General features: G+C 44.6%; 19 protein-coding genes. 15 read left to right on the top strand and 4 right to left on the bottom strand.

Going from position 1 to position 21,359, the window contains the following annotated elements; all coding sequences use genetic code 11:
- The first annotated feature begins 192 nt into the window (after window positions 1-192).
- The 6 genes from ACED59_RS14350 to ACED59_RS14325 all read left to right on the top strand — a co-directional run bounded on the left by ACED59_RS14350 (window position 193) and on the right by ACED59_RS14325 (window position 6,493).
- Window positions 193-1,485, top strand: coding sequence for an extracellular solute-binding protein (locus ACED59_RS14350; RefSeq protein WP_009846306.1), 1,293 nt, complete (start codon window positions 193-195; stop codon window positions 1,483-1,485).
- Window positions 1,486-1,757: 272 nt separating this feature from the next.
- Window positions 1,758-2,639, top strand: coding sequence for an ABC transporter permease subunit (locus ACED59_RS14345; RefSeq protein ID WP_029223743.1), 882 nt, complete (start codon window positions 1,758-1,760; stop codon window positions 2,637-2,639).
- 38 nt (window positions 2,640-2,677) lie between these two features.
- Window positions 2,678-3,520, top strand: a complete 843-nt coding sequence (gene ugpE, locus ACED59_RS14340) for a sn-glycerol-3-phosphate ABC transporter permease UgpE (protein ID WP_017096488.1) — start codon at window positions 2,678-2,680, stop codon at window positions 3,518-3,520.
- Complete coding sequence (locus ACED59_RS14335; RefSeq protein WP_017096487.1) at window positions 3,510-4,820, top strand: sn-glycerol-3-phosphate import ATP-binding protein UgpC; 1,311 nt, start codon at window positions 3,510-3,512, stop codon at window positions 4,818-4,820. The genes ugpE and ACED59_RS14335 overlap by 11 nt, the downstream gene beginning before the upstream one ends.
- 56 nt (window positions 4,821-4,876) lie before the next feature.
- Window positions 4,877-5,596 (top strand): glycerophosphodiester phosphodiesterase family protein, encoded by a 720-nt coding sequence (locus tag ACED59_RS14330; protein ID WP_017096486.1) that lies wholly within the window; start codon window positions 4,877-4,879, stop codon window positions 5,594-5,596.
- 159 nt (window positions 5,597-5,755) lie between these two features.
- Window positions 5,756-6,493: a sulfite exporter TauE/SafE family protein gene (locus tag ACED59_RS14325; RefSeq protein ID WP_017096485.1), complete on the top strand. Its 738-nt coding sequence runs from the start codon at window positions 5,756-5,758 to the stop codon at window positions 6,491-6,493.
- A gap of 104 nt (window positions 6,494-6,597) precedes the next feature.
- Here the strand turns inward: ACED59_RS14325 and ACED59_RS14320 are convergent, their stop codons facing one another.
- The 3 genes from ACED59_RS14320 to ACED59_RS14310 form a co-directional block, all read right to left on the bottom strand.
- On the bottom strand, window positions 6,598-7,371 hold the full coding sequence (locus tag ACED59_RS14320; protein ID WP_017096484.1) for a murein L,D-transpeptidase family protein: 774 nt from the start codon (window positions 7,369-7,371) through the stop codon (window positions 6,598-6,600).
- Between the two features lie 2 nt (window positions 7,372-7,373).
- Window positions 7,374-7,856, bottom strand: coding sequence for a GNAT family N-acetyltransferase (locus ACED59_RS14315; RefSeq protein WP_017096483.1), 483 nt, complete (start codon window positions 7,854-7,856; stop codon window positions 7,374-7,376).
- Window positions 7,857-8,067: 211 nt separating this feature from the next.
- On the bottom strand, window positions 8,068-8,844 hold the full coding sequence (locus ACED59_RS14310; RefSeq protein WP_009846298.1) for a glycosyltransferase family 25 protein: 777 nt from the start codon (window positions 8,842-8,844) through the stop codon (window positions 8,068-8,070).
- Between the two features lie 604 nt (window positions 8,845-9,448).
- On the opposite strand from ACED59_RS14310, the gene ACED59_RS14305 reads away from it, so the two are divergent.
- From ACED59_RS14305 to grxB, 3 genes are all read left to right on the top strand, one after another.
- On the top strand, window positions 9,449-10,429 hold the full coding sequence (locus ACED59_RS14305; protein WP_017096985.1) for a Gfo/Idh/MocA family protein: 981 nt from the start codon (window positions 9,449-9,451) through the stop codon (window positions 10,427-10,429).
- A 163-nt stretch (window positions 10,430-10,592) separates the two neighbouring features.
- A complete protein-coding gene (locus ACED59_RS14300; RefSeq protein ID WP_009846296.1) occupies window positions 10,593-10,754 on the top strand; it encodes a hypothetical protein in 162 nt (53 codons plus the stop codon).
- A 348-nt stretch (window positions 10,755-11,102) separates the two neighbouring features.
- Window positions 11,103-11,735, top strand: coding sequence for a glutaredoxin 2 (gene grxB, locus ACED59_RS14295; protein WP_017096986.1), 633 nt, complete (start codon window positions 11,103-11,105; stop codon window positions 11,733-11,735).
- A 117-nt stretch (window positions 11,736-11,852) separates the two neighbouring features.
- Here grxB and ACED59_RS14290 read toward each other — a convergent pair whose 3' ends face one another.
- The gene (locus ACED59_RS14290) at window positions 11,853-12,686 is read right to left on the bottom strand and encodes a pyruvate, water dikinase regulatory protein (RefSeq protein WP_009846294.1); all 834 of its coding nucleotides are present in this window, start codon (window positions 12,684-12,686) and stop codon (window positions 11,853-11,855) included.
- 178 nt (window positions 12,687-12,864) lie between these two features.
- On the opposite strand from ACED59_RS14290, the gene ppsA reads away from it, so the two are divergent.
- From ppsA to ACED59_RS14260, 6 genes are all read left to right on the top strand, one after another.
- Window positions 12,865-15,237 (top strand): phosphoenolpyruvate synthase, encoded by a 2,373-nt coding sequence (gene ppsA / locus ACED59_RS14285; protein WP_009846293.1) that lies wholly within the window; start codon window positions 12,865-12,867, stop codon window positions 15,235-15,237.
- 202 nt (window positions 15,238-15,439) lie between these two features.
- Window positions 15,440-16,777: an MATE family efflux transporter gene (locus tag ACED59_RS14280; RefSeq protein WP_017096987.1), complete on the top strand. Its 1,338-nt coding sequence runs from the start codon at window positions 15,440-15,442 to the stop codon at window positions 16,775-16,777.
- A 489-nt stretch (window positions 16,778-17,266) separates the two neighbouring features.
- Entirely contained in the window at window positions 17,267-17,932 is a 666-nt protein-coding gene (locus ACED59_RS14275) for a transcriptional regulator (protein ID WP_009846291.1), read from the top strand.
- 23 nt (window positions 17,933-17,955) lie between these two features.
- Entirely contained in the window at window positions 17,956-18,339 is a 384-nt protein-coding gene (locus ACED59_RS14270; protein ID WP_009846290.1) for a RidA family protein, read from the top strand.
- Window positions 18,340-18,376: 37 nt separating this feature from the next.
- The gene (locus ACED59_RS14265; RefSeq protein WP_009846289.1) at window positions 18,377-19,783 is read left to right on the top strand and encodes a cation:dicarboxylate symporter family transporter; all 1,407 of its coding nucleotides are present in this window, start codon (window positions 18,377-18,379) and stop codon (window positions 19,781-19,783) included.
- 77 nt (window positions 19,784-19,860) lie between these two features.
- Window positions 19,861-21,183, top strand: a complete 1,323-nt coding sequence (locus tag ACED59_RS14260; protein ID WP_009846288.1) for a CoA-disulfide reductase — start codon at window positions 19,861-19,863, stop codon at window positions 21,181-21,183.
- Window positions 21,184-21,359: the final 176 nt, after the last annotated feature.

The raw sequence follows: 21,359 nt of genomic DNA, 5'->3' as shown, positions 1-21,359 counted from the left end.
ACATCAAACATCAAATCCATCAATAACTTTTCTCTTAAATAAAATCGAAATGAATCTTTCACATCAGTGAAACGCTTTAGCCACGTAAGTGAAATATACCCTGTTCAAGATAGCTTCAAACGATACCCCTACCGTCTCGTTAATACTCAAATTCAATACCTCTATATCGATTTCATCCAAAAGGAAAAGAAGATGAATAAGCTAATTTTGGCAGGCGTTCTTTCTGCGACAGCAGCAATGCCGGCGTTCGCAACGACTCAAGTTACTTGGTGGCACGCAATGGGCGGCCAACTTGGAGAAACCGTCAATAAGATTGCGACTGACTTTAATGCGTCACAAGATGATTACAAGATCACGCCAATCTATAAAGGTTCATACACAGAGACCTTAACAGCGGGTATCGCAGCATATCGAGCTGGCGAAGCTCCTAACATTCTACAAGTCTTCGATGCCGGTGCTGCAACCATCATGAACGCTAAAGGTGTCGCGAAACCGGTACAGGATATTCTGGTTGAATCGGGCTACAACTTTAATTCAAACGACTACCTAGCTGGCGTTCGTAACTTCTATGCCGACAACCAAGGCAAGATGGTTGGTATGCCTTTCAACAGTTCGACGCCGGTTCTTTACTACAACAAAGACCTTCTCGCAGAAGTGGGAGCCGAAGCGCCTAAGACTTATGAAGAACTCGAAGTGGTTGCTAAGAAACTGAAGGCCGAAGGACACATCGCGTTTTCTCAATCTCTGACGCCGTGGATCATGTTTGAAAACTTTAAGTCTCGCCACAATCTACCGGTCGCAGACCAAAACAATGGTTACGACGGCTTATCCACTAAGATCATGTTCAATACCAAAGACATGATGATGCATGTTAGCAAGATGAAAGAGTGGTCAGATCTAGGTTACTACAAGTATTACGGCAGCGACTGGGACGCGAACCAAACACCTTTCGAGCGCCAAGAAGTGGCGATGTGGATGGGTTCTTCAGGCTCGTTCGGTGGCTTGCGTAACCGCGTACCTTTCGAGTTAGGCACAACTTACCTTCCATACTGGAAATCGGTCAACCCTGATGCTGGCTTAACCTTCATTGGTGGTGCAGCTCTGTTTGCACTCAATGGCCATGACCAGAAACAGGACAAAGGTGTTGCAGCGTTCTTTGATTACCTGACCAAACCTGAAACTCAGGTTTACTGGCACAAAACCACTGGCTATGTACCTGTAACAACTGCTGCCTATGAACTAGCGAAAAAGTCCGGCTACTACACAGAGCAGCCAGACGCAGAAGTGGGCGTTAAGCAACTAAGCCTCAAATCGGGCGAGTGGACTAAAGGCTACCGCCTAGGTTATTACCCGCAGATCCGTGAAGTGATGCACCGTGAGTTCGATAACATCTTCGCTGACCGATCTAGCGTCGAGAGCAGCCTAGACAAGGTCGAAGATGAGAGCAGCAAACTACTAAAGCGCTTCGCTCGAACGATGAACTAGATCGGTTAATAACTAGATCGATCAGTAAACTGGATCGATTAATGAAACGAAACTGTTCACAAGCTTAAGGCTTAGCGAATCAGAGCCGTTCATCACTCCTCACGACTTGTCACTGCGTCGCTAAAAACGCTATGGCAAGACGTGAGGAGATTCTTCCCTAGCGCCATTTCTTGCTCCAACAACGATAACTCAACGGGATGCATGCCTTGATATCGCGCTAGTGGTAACGGCCGCTCATAGTGGCCACTGTAATTATTTTTAGGGATTACCCTGTGGAACGACGTCAACAATTCTTTCACTCTCCGCTGCCTTACCTATTTTTGGCACCTCAGATCCTCATCATTGCCATTTTCTTTATCTACCCAGCAGCAAAGGCGGTTTACCTTTCATTTATGCTGGAAGACCCTTGGGGCACCTCATCTATATTCGTCTGGTTTGAGAATTACCAAATGCTATTCGAATCGAGCGAGTACCTGAACTCGATTGGCTTTACTTTGATGTTCGCGATTGTGGTCTCTTTCTTATCACTTGCCTTGGCTCTGCTGCTTGCCGTGAAAGCCGACAACATCATTCACGGACAAGGCGCTTACAAGGTCACTCTCACTTGGGTTTACGCGGTTGCCCCTGCGATTGCAGGTGTTATTGGTGCTTTCTTGTTTAACCCGCACATTGGCGTGTTCACAGAAATCTTTGCTGTTGTGGGTTGGGATTTTAGCTTCCAAACCGATCCCGTGGATGCCACGTTTGCTCTGATTTTGGTGTCCGTGTGGAAACAAGTTTCGGTGAATTTCATCTACTTTCTGGCGGGGCTTCAATCAATCTCTTACGCCGTAAAAGAAGCAGCGATGTTGGATTGTATCAGTGACTCGAAACGTTTCTGGACCATTACCTTCCCACTGCTCGCCCCGACTGGCTTCTTTCTACTGGTCATCAACCTCACCTACTCATTCTTTGAAACCTTTGGCGTGATAGACACCATGACCAATGGTGGCCCAGGTGGCGGTACAACTTCATTAGTGTACAAGGTGTATCGAGATGGTTTTGTTGGCGCAGATTTAGGCGGCAGTTCCGCCCAGTCTGTTGTGTTGTTACTACTGGTACTCACTCTCACATTTATCCAGTTTCGCGTTGTAGAAAAGCGCGTCCATTACTAGCCCCTCCACGCTAGGATTTAACGCGACAGGAGTTATTTATGAAAAGTAATAAGGTCTCAGACCACCTAATTTTAATTGCAGGGATGCTGTTTATGTTGGTCCCTATCTGGCTAATCTTCGCTAGTTCTACGCATAACCCAAACACCATTGTCAGCGAAGGTCTGCAATGGCTACCGGGCGATAACTTTACGGCCATTTATAGCGAAGCTTGGAACAAAAGCATGGGCTTTAGTGGCGAAGTCACCGCCAGTAAAATGATCGCCAACTCGATGATCATGGGGCTAGGTTTTGCGATCGGTAAGATCATCATTTCGATGATGGCCGCGTTTGCTTTAGTCTACTTTAGACTCCCTTATGCCACGGCGTGGTTTTGGCTGATCTTCGTGACGCTGTTACTGCCATTAGAGGTTCGTATTATTCCTTCCTATGAAGTTGTCGCTGGGCTTGGTCTTCTTAATAGCTATACAGGGTTGATTCTGCCTTTGATCGCATCAGCCACCGCGACCTTCTTTTTCAGGCAATTCTTCAAAACCATCCCCGATGAATTGTTAGAAGCCGCTCAGCTAGATAACGCAGGTCCGTTTCGATTCTTTGTCGACATCTTATTGCCACTGTCTAAAACCATGATCGCCGCGATCTTCATCATCATGTTTGTGGTGGGTTGGAACCAATACCTGTGGCCAATCATGATGACCACGGACGAAGGCTACAACACCATCGTGATGGGCATCAAACAAGTACTCAACAACATCAATGAAACCAGTTTACCGCGCTACGACTATGTTTTTGCCATGGTGATTTTAGCGATGTTGCCACCCGTTTTAGTGGTGGTTGTATTTCAGCGTTGGTTTGTAAAAGGGCTAGTAGAAAGTGAAAAATAATAACGACAAAAATCAAATGAACGATAACCGCGTTCAATCACTCGCTGAGTACAAGATGTCTCACCTGCCTTCTCACCAAGCTATCCACAAAAATACAGAGGACACACCGATGCCAAAGTTAAAACAAACGTTAGCGCACAACCAAGCCACTCACGATCGTACGCGTAAAGCTCCCATCATGCTGGGTATCAAAAACTTGGTAAAGACGTATGAAAACGGCCATCAAGCCGTCAAAGGAGTCTCGCTTGATATCGATGAGGGTGAGTTCCTTGTTTTGGTGGGTCCTTCTGGTTGTGGCAAGTCTTCTATCCTACGTTCCATTGCGGGCTTGGAAAGCATTTCTGGTGGCGAGATTCACTTAAGTGGTCGCCGTGTTGATAACGAAAAGCCAGCTCAGCGTGATATCGCAATGGTCTTCCAAAATTATGCGCTCTACCCCCACATGTCGGTTTACAAAAACCTAGCTTATGGCTTAAAGAACCGAGGTGTTAGTCAGCACCTTATTGAAGAGAAAATTGAGAAAGTCGCCAAAACGCTGAAAATCGAAGAATACCTAGACCGCAAGCCAGCCAAGCTTTCGGGTGGTCAACGTCAACGTGTTGCTATGGGACGAGCGATCGTTCGCGATCCACAACTTTTTCTGTTTGACGAACCTTTGTCTAACCTAGATGCCTCACTGCGTGCTCACATGAGATTAGAGATCAAAAAACTGCAACGCGAACTTGGCGTGACCAGTGTTTACGTCACTCATGACCAAGTCGAAGCCATGACACTGGCTGATAGAATCGTGGTGCTCAACAAAGGCCAGATAGAGCAAGTCGGGACGCCACGAGAGGTCTACCACCAGCCAGCCAGTACTTTTGTGGCGAGCTTCATTGGCAGCCCTGCAATGAATTTTTTACCAGCAACACTCGATGACGGATACCTTGAGATTGGTGATCAGCAAATGTACTTACCCGAGTACGCCCACGTAAAAAATACAGCTATCACACTTGGTATTCGTCCAGAGCACTCTGAAATTGGTTCAGAATTGATGATGAACACCTTGCCTCTTGAACTGCGTATCAGTGTGGTTGAGCCTTTGGGTCCAAATCAATTGGTTCATGGTCTGGTGAACGAGCAGCCCTTTATTGCAGTAACACCAGAAACGACACTGTGCCAAGCCGTCCCACTAGGGCTAAGAATCGATAAATCCAACCTGCATATTTTTGACAATCATGGCAAACGCATTCACCCAAATAATTTCACATCACAGGAGCCACACGAAGATACGACAAGCTTAACGACGGCTCTCGCTTAATCGAGTACACTGATATTTAATGCGTTTTTACGGTGCGTCTTTAAGAAGGATTAATTATGTCGTCTATCATCGTAGGTCATAGAGGTGTAGCTGGTACTCACCCAGAAAATACCAAAGCAAGCATTGAACAAGCGGCTAAACTCGGCTTGAAATGGATTGAAGTTGATATTCAGCCCACTCAGGATGACCAACTGGTCGTTTGTCACGATCACACGCTTGAGCGCTGCAGCGATGGCAAGGGTCGAGTTGATGAACACACCCTTGCTGAACTGCGTCAGCTCGACTTTGGCAGTTGGAAGTCTGAGCAGTTCGCTGGAGAAAAAATACTGACGCTGGAAGAGTTACTCACACTCGTTGAGCAGCATGATCTTAGCGTCAACCTCGAAATCAAAGTCGACAGCCGACATCAAGCCCCTTATGTGGTTGATTTGCTGCACGACGAGTTGATTCGCTCAAATCTAGACACTGATAAGGTCTTACTTTCGAGCTTCAGCCATAAGGTGGTTGCTGAAATGGCTCGTCATTTACCGAGATATCGAGTGGGAGTAATCACAGAGCAACTGACTCAAGATGATCTTATGCTCATCAATGAGGTCAAAGCGTTCAGCTGTCACATGAACTATGAACACGTTGATCAGAGCGATATTGACACACTCAACGAAGCGAACATTCAAGCATGGTGCTACACCGTCAATGATCCGTCTCGCTTCAAATTTCTCTCAAAAGTAGATGCTGTATTTACTGATTTTCCGAATCAATTCAACCCTATAAATTGACCTCGTAAATACCGCAAAAATCCCCCCCGAGAGACTTTAAAATTAACCCTGAAAAACCTGAAAATTAGGTAGCAAACACAAGTGAGTAGGAGTACATTCCGCTACTCACTTGGTTTCATCGCTCGCTCTATTTAGACAGCTTCATTGGTTACTTAATTTATGGATCTCATTTTTAGTCCAACCTTCCCTGTTTTGGGTGCAATCTTCATTTTTGCCGCTATTGTTCGTGGCTTCTCAGGTTTCGGTTTCACCTTAGTGGCACTGCCATTAAGTGCGTTATTCGTGCCTGTAATCGAGCTGGTTCCCGTTTTCATGCTGATCGACCTGTTAGGCAATATCCAATTGCTGCCGAAGGTTAAACATCATGTGAATTGGCGCTGGGTTTCAAAGGTATTTGTCCCTTGTTTGGCCTTCACTCCGGTCGGCCTACTTCTGCTAAAATCCGTTAGCCAAGACACGATCATCTTGATCATCAGCGCCTTCATTTTTGCATCTGCACTTATGATCTACAAAGGGTTCCAGTACAAAAGAGAGCCTAGATTTGCTCCCTATATTCTAGGTAGCCTTGCTGGGGTAATGAACGGCGCAGCTTCAATGTCAGGGCCTCCGATTGGTACACACGCGTTGGCAAGCCCAGTTGCTCCGCATATAGCCAGAGCTGGCCTGATTGCGTTCTTTGTGTTGGCAGATTCCAGTGCGTTTGTATCGGCATCTATCGCAGGATTAGTCGACCGCGAGGTGGTCTGGCTTACTTTTGCACTGTTACCAAGCAGCATGTTTGGCGGTTATGTGGGTTCTAAACTATTCGAGAGATTTGGTGGAGCGAAATTTAAGCCAGTCACCATTGCGTTGCTGATCGTAATTGCGATATTCAGTGCAGGTCGAGTCATACTGTAACTGACTTTAGCGGTTAATTACGGAAGTTGGTTTCACGAATTGACTGCGCTAATTGCCTGCGCGAATAGATTCCGAAAGTGATTAAGAAAATTGGGTACCAATTACTACCATTCTATATGGATCGGGGTACCCATTTTTACGAGTTGGATGAACTCATCCATATCTTGATTGGTTAGTGCAATACAACCATCCGTCCAATCAAAGCTTTGAATAAAGCTCGGTGAACGGCGCTCACCATTTTTAATACCGTGGATCTTGATGTTCCCTCCAGGGTCGACATCATTTTCTTCAGCCCACTGCATATCCGAAGGTTGCGGGTAGCTGATATGCACCGAGCGGTGAAAATCCGATTCTTCCATCACATAATCGAGCTGGTATTCCCCTTCAGGTGTTCGGTTATCTCCTTCAAAACGTTTATGCCCTTTCGGTTGTTTCCCTAACGCAATACGAAACTCTTGAATGACCTCATCACCCTTAAGTAGGTACATTCTACGCTTCGATTTATCAACTTTGACTAAAGTAACCACTTGCGACAGAGAGTCTGCCTCAGAAGAGGGACCGGTTAGAGTGTAAGACTGTTGAGAAGAGCTTTGAGGGGGACGTTTAGATGAACCTTGAGACAGCTGGGCAACTTGTTCGCCAGAGTTACTGCTAAGAACATCATCCACAATAATCACATGTTTGGAATTAGAGATCACTGAAGAGGTTGAGTTAGAGGAAGACGTTGAGACACGCTGAGAGTGAGCCGGTTTCGACTCGAATACAATGGTTTCGATTGCCGTCGCGTCAGAAATTATCTTTTCAACCACAACCTTTTCAGCTTGCACACTCGAAGCTACAAACAGTAAACACAGTGATAAAGGCAAAAATAGACGCACCTTTAGTTCTCCTCAAAGCGCATGGACATGGTTCGTGATTGAGTTTCCATGCCTAACGATTCATAGAAACCCTTAGCTTGCTGATTAAACTCCATCACTTCTAACCTAAGCTCAATAGCACCGCTCGCTTGCGCCCACTGATTAAACGACTTCATCAACGCTTTGCCGACGCCTTGGCTCTGAACCTGATCGTTTACCACAATCGTATTCACTCGTGCTATTTTGTGAGACTGAATGAAGCTTACCCCTTTATTCTGCGTTACCTTCCCCACCAAGAAACCAACAACCTGTTGAGCGTCAACCGCAACTAAGAAAGTGCCAACCGGATCAAGCATCAATCCCAACCAATATTCTTCACTATCAGCTAAGCCATGAGAAGCGGGAGCAAATACCATAGGGGCACCAAGATGATGTTGACGATTTATTTGCATAGAGAGCTCTAAGATCGAGCTAATATCAGTTACCTTAGCGTTCCGGATTTGCATATCACTACCTTTTAAAATTCAATAACACCTTAGCAAAAATAGCTTAGCTGTGCACCGTCCTACTCTTTTAACAAAACTTTCGAGCTAGAGCTTGATACCACTAATTACATGACACGATAACGAAGAACAGCTCCCAATTGGGAGCTGTTCTTATATCTAAATCTCGGTTCGTTCTAAACGAATGACGTAAAATCAATCAGATAAGAAACGATTAAAAACCGTTAAACATTTTGGGTCTGCTTTTTTTGATTATTACGGTATAGGTCAAATTGAACAAACCATTCATAGCGACATCTCTAAACTTACTTAAGAATTTTAGAGTTTTAATACGGAGTGATTTTTTTGTTCTAGAAGACCGATTTCCAATGACTGAGCCACCTTCTCCCCCGGTTAATCCTGCAGGAGATATTCCGTAAGTTGGTTGCTTATGAAGCCATACATTTCTAATAAATACATCTACTGGGTAGAGGAATCGTTCACTTTTTTCTATAAAAATTTTCGCCACATGCGGTGTGATCATATAGGCAGTGGTGCATAGTGGTGTTTTAATATGTCGCACTAGACTTTGTTCGTCATCGAGATTTTCAACGACATAATTATACTCTCTCTTAGTCGAATAATTTTCCAATCTCATAAAACCACACTCTTCAATATGCTTACTGGCAAATTGAACCGTTTTTTCAAATACATCGACATCAACAACAACATCGTCTTCGAAGACAATAACTGGTTGATTTAACTGAATGCATCTTTCCCACGCTAAATAGTGACTACCATAACACCCGATCTCACCAGGAACAGCGATCCTTCCATTTAGTGCATAAAAGGCGGTTTCATCATAGAAATCCATCAAAGGATGAGGTTTAGAGGACATAGCATCAACAGCACTCAACTTTTCAATATCTAGAGACTTAATATTTAAAAGTTGCTTTTGGCTGGATAAAAATCGTTCAGATTTACGTTCTAGCGCAATAATAAGAGATTTCACAGTAAAAAAACACCTATTGCTAATAATTTAACCCATAAGAAATTAATATAAATATCAACAAAAGTAACCCCCCTATTTCTCATAATTAGAACCAATCTAAAACAAATGTTGTTCATTATTCCAATTATGTTCAACTTCGTGACTCTGTAACGTAAATTGCTCCCAATCGATAACATTTATTGTCTTAAAATGTTATCAATTACTAAACAAAGTGATATTAAAACACCATAGGTTAATTGCGCGATTGCATATAAATACAATTGCACACCAATTCAGCTTGTATAATATTTCTTAAGAATTGACGAGAGGATATAATCAATAGATCTTCATTCTTTGGGTATTGAGTCTTTTATATTAAACACTTCCAATAAACCACCAATTGAGAGAATACAATCGGTCACTGATACTAAACCTGCACCTCCCACCTCCGAACCAGCACAACAAAAGACTCTATTATGATGCTCTAGAAAGCTCAGGTATAGACGAGTTAATATTAATATCAGGCTAAAGATCTTGGAGAATTGTTCCGCAAATCTCAGAAACAATGCTAGCCATTGAGTGCTACTATCTTCATAGAATTAATATACTAACTATTGGATACCTTATGATTAAGTTCGCTGTAATTGGAACCAATTGGATTACACAGAAATTTGTTCAAGCTGCTCATGAATCACAATCGATGCAGTTGGCTGCTGTTTATTCACGAAATCTGGCCAGCGCGGCGCAGTTCGCCCAAGAATTTGACGTTGAAACGACGTATGACTCACTCGACGCATTGGCAAATGACAACACAGTTGAAGCCGTGTACATCGCTTCACCAAACTCACTGCACTGCGAGCAATCTATCTTGATGATGGAACACGGCAAGCATGTCATCTGTGAGAAGCCTGTCGCATCGAATATTGAAGAAGCAACACACATGTTTGAGGTCGCTCAGAAGAACGGTGTGGTGCTGTTTGAGGCGTATAAATCTCAGTATCTACCGAACTTTGAGCAAGTTCAACTCGGCTTAAAAAAGATAGGCAAAGTGCATAAAGCGCACATCAACTACTGTCAATATTCATCGCGTTACCAGAAATACCTAAACGGCGAGAACCCAAACACCTTCAACCCAGCTTTCTCTAATGGTTCATTAGTCGATATTGGCTTCTACTGCGTAGCCGCGACTGTTGCTCTGTTTGGTGAACCTGAGAATGCACAGGCTTCGGCAAAGCTACTTGACTCAGGTGTGGATGCGCATGGCTGTGCGATCTTCCAGTATCCAGAATTTGATGTAACCCTTGCGCACTCTAAAGTCAGCGACTCTTACGTACCAAGCGAGATCCAAGGCGAACAGGGAGCGATCATCATCGATCACATTGCAGAATGCACCGACGTTAAGATTCGCTATCGTGATGGCACGGTAGAAAACCTTACTCAAGCACAAAGAGAAAACTCCATGAGTTACGAGGCCCAAGCCTTTGCAAACTGCATTGCTGGTGACAAAAGTACACAAGCTCAAGCCAAACTACGTGCTTTAACCGTTGCAAAGTTGATTACAGATATGCGTCAACAAGTTGGTGTCGTTTATCCCGCCGACAAATAACACCCCAAGCATGTTAACCAACTGATTTTTAAGAAATGCCGATTTATGCATAACTAAATTTAATCTTTACGACAAATAACCGGATTAGTTGATTGGGATACCATCTGTTTAAATCCGCGTTCGATATCTGTCGTATTTATTTATTTTATTGAAGGTGTGTAAAGTGTTTTCAGTTGATGATCGCGTTGTTGCAACAAAAGGTGTTGAGCTAGGTGAAATGGTAGTAATTGGCCTAAGTGCTGGTGGTGGCTACGTTCATGTTACAACAGTAGAAGGCGCAATAATGACGCTTACTTACCCTGCAAAAGACCTTAAAAAAGCATAGTTTAACCGCTCCGCTCTTTTAGTAGTCACTCTGCTAAAGGTAACAAAATTGAGGCTTTGGCTGACTTCATTCTTCTGCATTAGAATGAGCAGCCAGAGCCTTTTTTGTGCCCGTGATTTACCCACCAGCTTCCCCACTAATTTACTCGTTACAATAAAGTCCAATCCAACGGACAATAGAATTCAGTAAAGAGTATCTACACTAAATACTTATTGTCTGGTAGTGCATGCTGTTTATTAGTGCTAAGCGTTTACTGGAACTTGGCATTTATTGATGCTTAGTATTCGTAAGAGTTTCTGGTACATTAGCATTATCTTATACTTGTAATGACCATAAATGAGGGAAGCTATGAAGCTTTACATTTACGACCACTGCCCTTTCTGTGCAAGAGTTGCCTACATTGCTCAATCTCTTGGCTTGAATATCGAACTTGTTTCTGTGGATTATGATGATGCCCAAACCCTTATCGATCTGATCGGTAAAAAAATGGTGCCCGTCTTACAGAAAGACGATGGTTCTATCATGGCCGAAAGCCTAGACATCATTGCTTATTTCATGGATTTGAAATCAAATAATGAGCAACGTGAACCTTCAGAGCAGGCTACTCTTTTCCAAAGCCGAACTTTCCCTCTCACTCAACAGATCGGACGCCCACGTTGGTGGAACCTCGACTTGGCTGAATATCGTTCGGCTGGAGCAAAAGAAGCTTGGCGTGTTAGTAAAGAGACCGAAGGCTTTAATTTTGAAGAGCTCTTAGAAAAGACCCCACAATACGTTCAACTGATTAACCCATTGCTGAAAGATGCAGAGCTTCTATTGGAGCTAGAGAATGGTGAATCATCGCTACCTTTGATTGATCAAGCTCTTTATTTCTCAATGCTTCGCGGTTTCTGTGTCGAACCAAGTATCGAATGGCCACCAGCACTTGAACATTGGCTCGAAAAACAGAGCAAAACGCTTAGCATCATGCTGCTTCGCTAATTTGTTGAGTCGTTAATAGTTAACAGTTAATAGCTAACAACCAGCTAAAAGAAAAATCGAAGCTCCCCGAACCATTGTTCGTACGAGCTTCGATTCTTATGACTCAATGGTCTTTTTCTACAACAAGCGCCTTCTCAAACCTGTACGTTCCAAGATTCGTGTCGAAATCTCTTCAACAGACAGTGACGAGGTGTTGATGTATGGAATGGCTTCACGTCTGAACAAACCTTCTACCGTTTGCAGCTCATACAAACATTGAGAGTCACTCGCGTATTCGCTGCCTGCTAAGCGGTTCTCACGAATTTCAGTGAGCCTTTCTGCATCAATGGTTAAACCAAACAGCTTATGACGATATATCTCAAATTCCGGTAGCAACCTTAAGCGAGCAATATCATCATGGATAAACGGATAGTTTGCGACGCGTAAACCAAACTGCATTGCCATGTACAAGCTCGTTGGCGTTTTACCGCTGCGAGAGACTCCCAACAAGATAATGTCTGCCTCTTCCAAGCCTTTTAAAGTAATGCCGTCGTCGTGCGCTAACGTGTATTCGATAGCAGCAATACGGTCGAAGTATTTGTCCGAGTCTTTATTGACGCTACGAGAACGCTGCAGCTTCGGCTTAGGCGCCATTTTCGTATCATCTTGCACTTTCTGCACGATACTCTCTAACACGTCATAACAATGCGCAGGCGCATCTAACAGCTTGAGTTTTATCTCCGGAATCACAATCGAGAAAAAGACCAAAGGTTCATGGCCTGTTGCTCGATATGAAATCTCGATCTCTTTCAATAAATCAGAAAGTTTGTCTTCACTTTCGACAAACGGGAAGGTTTTTTCATTAGCTTCGAATGGGAATTGACCTAGAACAACATGCCCTAAAGTCTCACATGTTATGGCCGTTCCATCAGAAACATAGAATACATCACGACTTTGGATATCAATTTGCATTTTTTATTTAATGTTTAAAATTATTTTGAGTAGGATGGGAACCATAATATATATAACGAAACCCTGCTGACTATTACGTCCCCCACAGCTTTAGAAAATAATTTACATTTTTTTAAACTGATACGTAATCGTTTGCCTTTAAATCCCTACAATGCTTGCTATGTTTCTGGAGAAATAAATGCAAAATAACACCCTATGGTTCAATGGCCTTTCCATGGAAGATGTCGACAAAGTCGGCGGTAAGAATGCTTCACTTGGCGAGATGGTTTCTAACCTAGCCAACGCTGGCGTATCAGTACCTAATGGTTTTGCTACCACATCTTATGCGTTTAACAACTTTCTTGACTACAAAGGTCTTGATGAGCGCATTCACCAACTCCTTGATGAACTTGATGTTGAAGACGTTGACGCACTGCGTAAGACAGGTGCAACGATTCGACAATGGGTTCTAGACGCACCCTTCCCAGAATCACTAGAGCAAGATATCCGTGATAACTACCGTGAACTGATTGAAGGCAACGAAGAATTGTCTGTTGCGGTTCGCTCATCGGCAACAGCTGAAGACCTTCCAGATGCTTCTTTTGCTGGCCAACAAGAAACCTTCCTTAACGTGAAAGGTATCGATGCAGTTATCGAAGCAACGAAACACGTGTTCGCTTCTCTGTTTAACGATCGCGCTATCTCTTACCGAGTACACCAAGGCTTTGATCACCGTGGCATTTCATTGTCTGCGGGTATCCAGCGTATGGTTCGCTCAGACAAAGCTTCTTCAGGTGTGATGTTCACGCTTGATACTGAGTCAGGCTTCGACCAAGTGGTATTCATCACCTCTTCTTGGGGCCTAGGTGAAATGGTCGTACAAGGCGCGGTGAACCCAGATGAGTTCTACGTTCATAAGCCAATGCTAGAAGCGGGTCACTACCCAGTTGTTAAAAAGACGTTTGGTTCTAAGTTGATCAAGATGATCTACTCAACCAACCAAGAGATCGGCAAGCAAGTTGATATCATCGATACAGATACTAAAGAACGTAACGAGTTCTCATTGAACGATGAAGAGATCAAAGAACTTGCAAAACAAGCAATGATCATCGAGAAGCACTACCAACGTCCGATGGACATTGAGTGGGCAAAAGATGGCATCGACGGCAAGCTTTACATCGTTCAAGCGCGTCCTGAAACCGTATGTTCTCAGAGCGACCAAAACGTTATCGAGCGTTACGAGCTAAACAACAAGGCGGATGTCTTGGTTGAAGGCCGCGCTATCGGTCAGCGTATCGGTTCAGGCCCTGTTCGCTTGGTTGACTCTCTAGACCAAATGTCACTGGTTCAAGAAGGCGACGTACTGGTCACTGACATGACAGACCCGGACTGGGAGCCTGTGATGAAGAAAGCCTCTGCGATTGTCACTAACCGTGGCGGCCGTACTTGTCACGCAGCAATCATTGCTCGTGAGCTAGGCATTCCTGCCATAGTTGGTTGTGGTACCGCGACAAGCAGCCTGAATGATGGCGACACCGTAACAGTGTCATGTTCAGAAGGCGAAACAGGCTACGTTTACAACGGCGAACTCGACTTCGAGATCAAACGTTCTGAGGTTGATGAGCTACCAATGCTGCCAACCAAAGTAATGATGAACGTGGGTAACCCAGATCGTGCCTTCGACTTCGCCCAAATCCCGAACGAAGGTGTTGGCCTTGCTCGCCTTGAATTCATCATCAACAAGATGATTGGTATTCACCCTAAAGCTCTGTTGAACTTCGATGAGCAAACGGATGAGATCAAAGCAGAAATCAACCAGCGTATTCGTGGCTACAAAGATCCTATCGATTTCTACGTAAGCAAGCTAACAGAAGGCATTGCTACAATCGCTTCTGCATTCTGGCCTAAGCGTGTGATCGTACGTATGTCTGACTTCAAGTCGAACGAATACAGCAACCTAGTCGGTGGTAAAACGTTTGAACCGCATGAAGAGAACCCAATGCTGGGCTTCCGTGGCGCATCTCGTTACATCTCACCAGTATTCGAAGACTGTTTCGAGCTAGAGACTCAAGCAATCAAACGCGTTCGCAACGAAATGGGTCTTAAGAACGTTGAAATCATGATCCCATTCGTTCGTACTCCAAGCGAAGCAGCATCGGTTATCGACATTCTGGCTAAGTTCGATCTTCGTCGTGGCGACCAAGGTCTGAAGGTCATCATGATGTGTGAGCTACCATCGAATGCGATTTTGGCTGAGGAATTCTTGAAGTACTTCGATGGCTTCTCTATCGGTTCAAACGACATGACACAGCTGACACTTGGCCTAGACCGAGATTCAGGTGACGTTGCTCACTTATTCGATGAGCGTAACCCAGCGGTGAAAGCGATGCTGAAAATGGCAATCGATGCAGCAGCTAAAGCGGGTAAATACGTAGGAATTTGTGGCCAAGGCCCATCAGACCATGACGACCTAGCGGAGTGGTTAATGGAACAAGGCATCAGCTCTGTTTCACTAAACCCAGATACGGTTATCGACACGTGGTTGAAGCTTGGTAACGTTGCAAACAAGTAACGCTTAGAGTCAACAACTAGATATAGAGTCAACAAAGCCAGTCATCGCGACTGGCTTTTTTGTTCACCGAGAGCCAACAAAGATAACCTGCCTATCATAACAAGCATTGGTATCGCGCTGACCTTACGTTATCCTTTACACAATTCTTCATTGAGAGGTTTGTCATCACAACAAGCCTAACTTCAAGACCGATAAGAGTGTTATGAATTCTACTACCGCAACTCCCTCGCCTTCTCTTGGCCGACAACTCTATACAATGACATGGCCAATGCTATTTGGGGTACTTTCCCTAATGAGCTTCCAGCTTGTCGACAGTGCTTTTATTGGCCAACTGGGCGTACTGCCGCTCGCTGTTCAAGGTTTCACGCTTCCAATACAGATGATCATCATCGGTATTCAGGTCGGGTTAGGTATCGCGACAACCGCGGTAATCGCGAGAGCCATTGGCGCGAATGAAACGCGCTACGCTAAGCAGCTTGGTGGATTAGTGATTGCGATGGGCAGCGTGAGTGTCGCGTTTTTCTCCGTCATCATCTATCTGCTGCGAGGGCCAATTTTACAATTGTTGGATGCGCCACCGACGGTATTACCGATCATTGATTCTTATTGGATCTATTGGCTAGCCAGCTCTTGGACAGGTGCACTGCTCTACTTTTTCTACAGTGTGTGTCGTGCCAATGGTAATACCATGCTGCCCGGTTCAATGATGATCGCGACCAGTATCATCAACTTAATATTGGACCCGATTTTCATCTTTACGCTCGACATGGGCATCAATGGAGCCGCCATTGCGACCATCTTGGCGTTCGGTGCGGGTATATTTATCGTTGCACCAAAGGTCACCAAGAAGCATTGGATGACCTTCGACTGGCACGACCTCGACATCAGCAAGAGTGTTCGCTCCATTGGTAACATCATGGGGCCTGCGATGATCAGTCAGCTGCTGCCTCCTGTTTCATCCATGTTCGCCACTAAGCTGCTTGCTGGCTATGGCACAGCTGCCGTTGCAGCTTGGGCATTGGGTTCACGTTTTGAATTCTTCTCGATTGTCGCTGTGCTAGCACTAACGATGTCGATGCCTCCGATGATTGGCCGCATGTTGGGAGAGAACAATCTCGAAAACATACGTAAGCTCGTTAAGATTGCGGTGATGTTTGTATTGGGTTTCCAGTTGGTGATCGCACTAGTGACTTGGTTATTCTCTGGCGGACTAGCAAACCTAATGACCAGTGAAAGCGAAGTCTCGACGATTTTAAACTATCACCTACTGATCGTACCTATTAGCTTAGGGCCATTAGGAATCTGTATGCTGATGGTTTCCGTCTCTAACGCATTAGGCAAGTCCTATACCGCCTTGACGATTTCAGCGCTGCGCCTGTTCGCCTTCTTCTTACCTAGCTTGTGGGTTGGCTCTCAGCTTGCGGGTATTGAAGGCCTATTCTGGGGCGCAATGACAGGTAATGTGCTTGCCGGCACCTGTGCATGGTTTATGTATCAGCGCGCGCTAAAACAAGTCGAGCTTAAACTGCCAAGCGAATAATCAAACAGAACACTCCAAAATAAAGCAGCAACTTCAGCTGCTTTTTTAGGATCTAAATCCTAGCTTGCATCCTATTAAAAAGCTGTTTTTTGTGAATTTAACTCTCTAATACAACCTCATTTTCAATTAACCACCTATCTTTACTCACCACCACATTCGCAAGGTAAATGCTTGATTGCCATGCATTTACAATACCAATTAATTCAATTTTTTGCCTTTCCTTATAACTTGTCCTAGATCATCAAAGGGTTCAAAAATGCAACCTTTGGTTTTAAATATGTAAACCTTGATGCGGTTTAAGAAATTAAACCTCATTTGGCTACCTTTGGTGATCTTGTTCAAATTCCGCTCGTGATATAGGTCTAAAACTTACGATTTGTTGATGTTTTGAACGTTCACTTCAGGTTTACAGAAGTTTACCGCATCTTGTGGGAGTACCACCAAAGGAGTAGATTTCAGTCATTGAGTTCAAAAATGTAAACCGAAATCATGAATGTAAAACAAGTTCGATTCACCGATGAAGACAGAGAATGCTTAAGTAATTACTTCCGCTTAGCAGACACTATCGCCGATTTGATTGGTCCTTACTGCGAAGTGGTTATCCATTCATTTGAAAGCTTAGAAAACTCAGTCGTGAAGATCGTCAATGGTCATCATACGGGTCGTGAAATTGGGTCACCAATCACCGATTTAGGTTTACGCATGTGGAGCACATTCGAGAAAACTGGCGAAGTTTCTCCGAAAAGCTATTTCACCAACTCAGCAGATGGTTCCCTACTTAAATCGACCACCTGTGTACTGGCTGGTCCACAACAAAAGCCGATTGGTATGCTGTGTATCAACATGAACTTATCTTTCCCATTTCCAGAAATCGTCAAGACGCTGATGCCGCAGTGCAATGTGCCACAAACCATTGTCAGTGAGACCTTCAGTAACAATGCAAATGATGTGATTCAGCAAGCATTGAGTTCAGCCATTAACGAGGTTGACCAAGACGAGTCGGTTTCCTGCAAAGGTCGTAATAAAGCCATCATCCGTTGCTTATTTGATAACGGCGTATTTGAGCTAAAAGAGACGACTACACAAGTATCAGAGCAACTTGGGATCAGCCGACAGGCGGTTTACAAGTTTATCCGTGAATTTAAATCAGAATAAAACCAATAATTAGGAGTTACATCGTGAAACAGATCATTGCCACTGAACAAGCACCTGCAGCTATCGGCCCTTACTCACAAGGTACGTCTTACGGCGACATGGTTTATACATCAGGTCAATTACCTCTCGTTCCAGAAACCATGCAGTTTGTTGAGGGCGGCATCAAAGAGCAGGCTCGTCAGTCTCTGGAAAACTTAAAAGCTGTATTAGAAGCGAGTAATGCGGGACTGGACACAGTGCTTAAGACAACCTGCTTCCTATCAGACATGGAGAACTTCGTTGCCTTTAACGAAGTGTATACAGAGGTGTTTGGTACAGAGAACGCACCTGCTCGCTCTTGTGTTGAAGCAGCACGACTACCAAAAGACGCACTGGTTGAAATTGAAGCCATCGCATACAAAAAATAACCGACTTAGGTATTAATGGGTATCATAGGAGATTCTCATGAGCGTTTCATTTATTGGATTAAGCATACTGTTCTTTGGGTTCTACGCACTGCTGTCGAACTTCAAAAAGCAAAAGAAAAGTTTTAACTTCCGCGTACTGAGTGCGCTTGCTGCTGGCTTACTGTTCGGTGGCGCAATTCAACTTGTTTTCGGTGTCGGCAACGTTGCGACATCTGGCTTTGCTGAACTGATTTCGGTGTTCGGTAAAGGCTACATCAAACTTCTACAAATGATCGTTATCCCACTTGTGTTTGTGGCGATGATCTCTTCGATCATGAACGTTGAAGGCGGCGGTGCGCTATCTCGAATCGCACCAAAAATCATCGGTATTCTACTTTTCACTTGTGCTATCTCAGCGGCCGTTGGTATCGCAAGTATTTACCTATTTGGTATCGATGCGAACGCGCTAGTAAGCACAATCGGCACAAACAGTGCGATTGAAGCTCGCGGTGATTCACTGGTCGCAACACAAGATGCGATGGCGAGCAGCGGTCTGTCTGGTATGGCTCTGTCTATCATTCCAACCAACATCTTCGACATGCTAACGGGCTCTCAACGTACTTCTACGCTATCAACTGTACTGTTCGGTATGTTCCTTGGTTACTGCATCCTTCAAGTGAAAAACCGTAAGCCTGAGAAAGTGCAAAACTTCGTTGATTTCATCAACTCTGCAAAAGAAGTAGTGCTTTCAATGGTTCGTGAAATCCTGAAGCTAACGCCTTACGGTGTATTCGCTCTGATGACCACGTTCATGATGACAAACGACCTGTTCGCACTTGCAGAGATGGGCCGCTTCCTTCTAGCAAGCTACGTAGCAATTGGCGTTATGTTCGGCATCCACTTCGTGATGGTGTCAATGTTCGGCCTTTCTCCTGCCAAGTTCATGAAGAAAATCTGGCCAGTACTCGTGTTCGGTTTCGGGTCTCGTTCAAGCATGGCAGCTATCCCACTAAACGTTGAAACACAAACTCAGCGCCTAGGTGTAGACGAAGAAACAGCAAACATGTCAGCGACATTCGGTACTAGTATCGGTCAAAACGGTTGTGCCGGTATCTACCCAGCAATGCTAGCAATCATGGCGGCACAGGTCATGGGCATGCCTGTAGACTTGAGCTTTATCCTACAACTGATAGCTGTTATCGCGATTGCTTCATTCGGTATCGCAGGTGTTGGTGGCGGTGCAACGTTCGCAGCAGTAGCGGTACTCACCATCATGGGTCTAGACATCACAGTAGTCGCGATTTTAGTGTCTATTGAAGCACTAATTGACATGGCTCGTACAGCGCTGAACATCTCAGGCTCTATGTTGTCAGGCGTTCTTACAGCGAAGAAGAATGGCTCATTGGATACTGAACAATACGACGCTGACGTTACAGCGACAGTATCAAAAGAAGCAGCAGTATAATTCTCAAACTTAATTAAGAGCACTCCACGTGAGTGCTCTTCTGTTTTTCCTGAGTTCAGGTTATTTAGGTAGTAAATATGAAAGTTGTTGTTATAGGCGGTAGCGCCGCGGGTATGAGTTTCGCAGCAAAATACAAACGTAATCAACCATCAGACGAAGTCATCGTTTTAGATAAGCGTAGCTACATCTCTTTCGGAGCCTGTGGCTTACCTTACTTTGCAGGCGGCATGTTTGATGACACCGAGCGAATGATCTCCCGTACACCAGATCAAGCCATAAAATCAGGCTTAGATGTACGTGTAGAAACAGAAATGGTGTCATTCGACCGCACTGAAAAGCAAATTACGGTACGTCACCAAAATGAAGAAAGCGTCATCGATTACGATATGTTGGTCATTGCAACAGGTGCGCGACCAATCGTTCCACCATTAGGTGAATTCAATCCAGAACACGTATACACACTAACAAGCATGGAAGACGGCTTGGCGGTTAAAGAAGCGCTAAAGGATGTTAACAAGCAACGTGTGTGTGTTATTGGGGCTGGTTTTATCGGCCTGGAAGTATTCGATGCAGCGCACGGCTTAGACAAACACGTGACGATCATCGAACGTGAACAACACATCATGAGCCGTCAGTTCAGCCCAGAAATCATTGAAGTAGTCGAAGGTGCGATTCGTGAATCAGGTGCAGACCTTAAAACAGGGTGCAGCGTGTCTGCAATTCGCGATGCGGAACAAGGTGGTTACATAGTAGAAACCGATAATGGCAACGTAGAAGCCGATGTCGTGATCCTGTCACTCGGTTTCAAACCAAACACGGAAGCATTCGAACTGCCAAAAGCTGCAAACGGCGCTCTGTTGGTAAATGAATATGGTGCTACTGTAGATGCTTACATCCACGCAGTCGGTGACTGTGCCGTTGTCCATCATATGGCACTAGGCAAACCTGTTTATGTTGCTCTAGCAACCACAGCCAATAAGCAAGCGCGTATGATGGCAGACAAGCTAGCAGGTAAAGATACCTACATGTCGGGCTTCTTGGGGTCGTCTTGTTTGAAAGTACTCGATTACGAGCTGGCGTGTACTGGCGTAAATGAACTTCTAGCGAAAGAACATAACTTGGATGTGAAAGTATCGACCATTTCAGATAAGAACCAAACCGATTACTACCCTGGCCAGGAAGACATCAAGGTGAAGTTGGTTTATCACCCAGAAACTAAGGTCCTTTTAGGTGGTGAAATCGTAGGTAAGAAAGGAGCCGTTGGCCGCATCAATGCACTGGCCGTAGCGATCACAGCCAAGATGACTACTCAACAACTAGGCTACATGGATTTCTGTTATGCCCCGCCTTTTTCACGTACATGGGATGCGCTAAACGTGGCAGGTAACGTCGCTAAATAAGCGAACTGATTGTACTAGTCCCAAAGCATATTCATTTAGAGATCAAAGCAGAGCGATTAAGCTCTGCTTTTTTTTGCCTTAACGCCAAACACCGATGTTTAACCAACGAGTAATCTTCCGCTTTGAAGTAGTCATAATTCGTCCTCAATGTGTAAACACATTTCAGGACGGGACAC

This window comes from Vibrio sp. FF266 (assembly GCF_041439695.1).
GTDB classification, from domain to species: domain Bacteria; phylum Pseudomonadota; class Gammaproteobacteria; order Enterobacterales; family Vibrionaceae; genus Vibrio; species Vibrio tasmaniensis_A.
The sequence above is the reverse complement of the archived record's forward strand: the minus strand, read 5'-3'. Positions and strand labels throughout refer to the sequence as shown.

Coding starts and splice junctions, on each gene's coding strand:
- ACED59_RS14280 (WP_017096987.1), top strand. CDS start 15,440: ATGAATTCTACTACCGCAACTCCCTCGCCTTCTCTTGGCCGACAACTC.
- ugpE (WP_017096488.1), top strand. CDS start 2,678: ATGAAAAGTAATAAGGTCTCAGACCACCTAATTTTAATTGCAGGGATG.
- ACED59_RS14265 (WP_009846289.1), top strand. CDS start 18,377: ATGAGCGTTTCATTTATTGGATTAAGCATACTGTTCTTTGGGTTCTAC.
- ACED59_RS14290 (WP_009846294.1), bottom strand. CDS start 12,686: ATGCAAATTGATATCCAAAGTCGTGATGTATTCTATGTTTCTGATGGA.
- ACED59_RS14305 (WP_017096985.1), top strand. CDS start 9,449: ATGATTAAGTTCGCTGTAATTGGAACCAATTGGATTACACAGAAATTT.
- ACED59_RS14325 (WP_017096485.1), top strand. CDS start 5,756: ATGGATCTCATTTTTAGTCCAACCTTCCCTGTTTTGGGTGCAATCTTC.
- ACED59_RS14275 (WP_009846291.1), top strand. CDS start 17,267: ATGAATGTAAAACAAGTTCGATTCACCGATGAAGACAGAGAATGCTTA.
- ACED59_RS14350 (WP_009846306.1), top strand. CDS start 193: ATGAATAAGCTAATTTTGGCAGGCGTTCTTTCTGCGACAGCAGCAATG.
- ACED59_RS14315 (WP_017096483.1), bottom strand. CDS start 7,856: ATGCAAATCCGGAACGCTAAGGTAACTGATATTAGCTCGATCTTAGAG.
- ACED59_RS14260 (WP_009846288.1), top strand. CDS start 19,861: ATGAAAGTTGTTGTTATAGGCGGTAGCGCCGCGGGTATGAGTTTCGCA.
- ACED59_RS14330 (WP_017096486.1), top strand. CDS start 4,877: ATGTCGTCTATCATCGTAGGTCATAGAGGTGTAGCTGGTACTCACCCA.
- grxB (WP_017096986.1), top strand. CDS start 11,103: ATGAAGCTTTACATTTACGACCACTGCCCTTTCTGTGCAAGAGTTGCC.
- ppsA (WP_009846293.1), top strand. CDS start 12,865: ATGCAAAATAACACCCTATGGTTCAATGGCCTTTCCATGGAAGATGTC.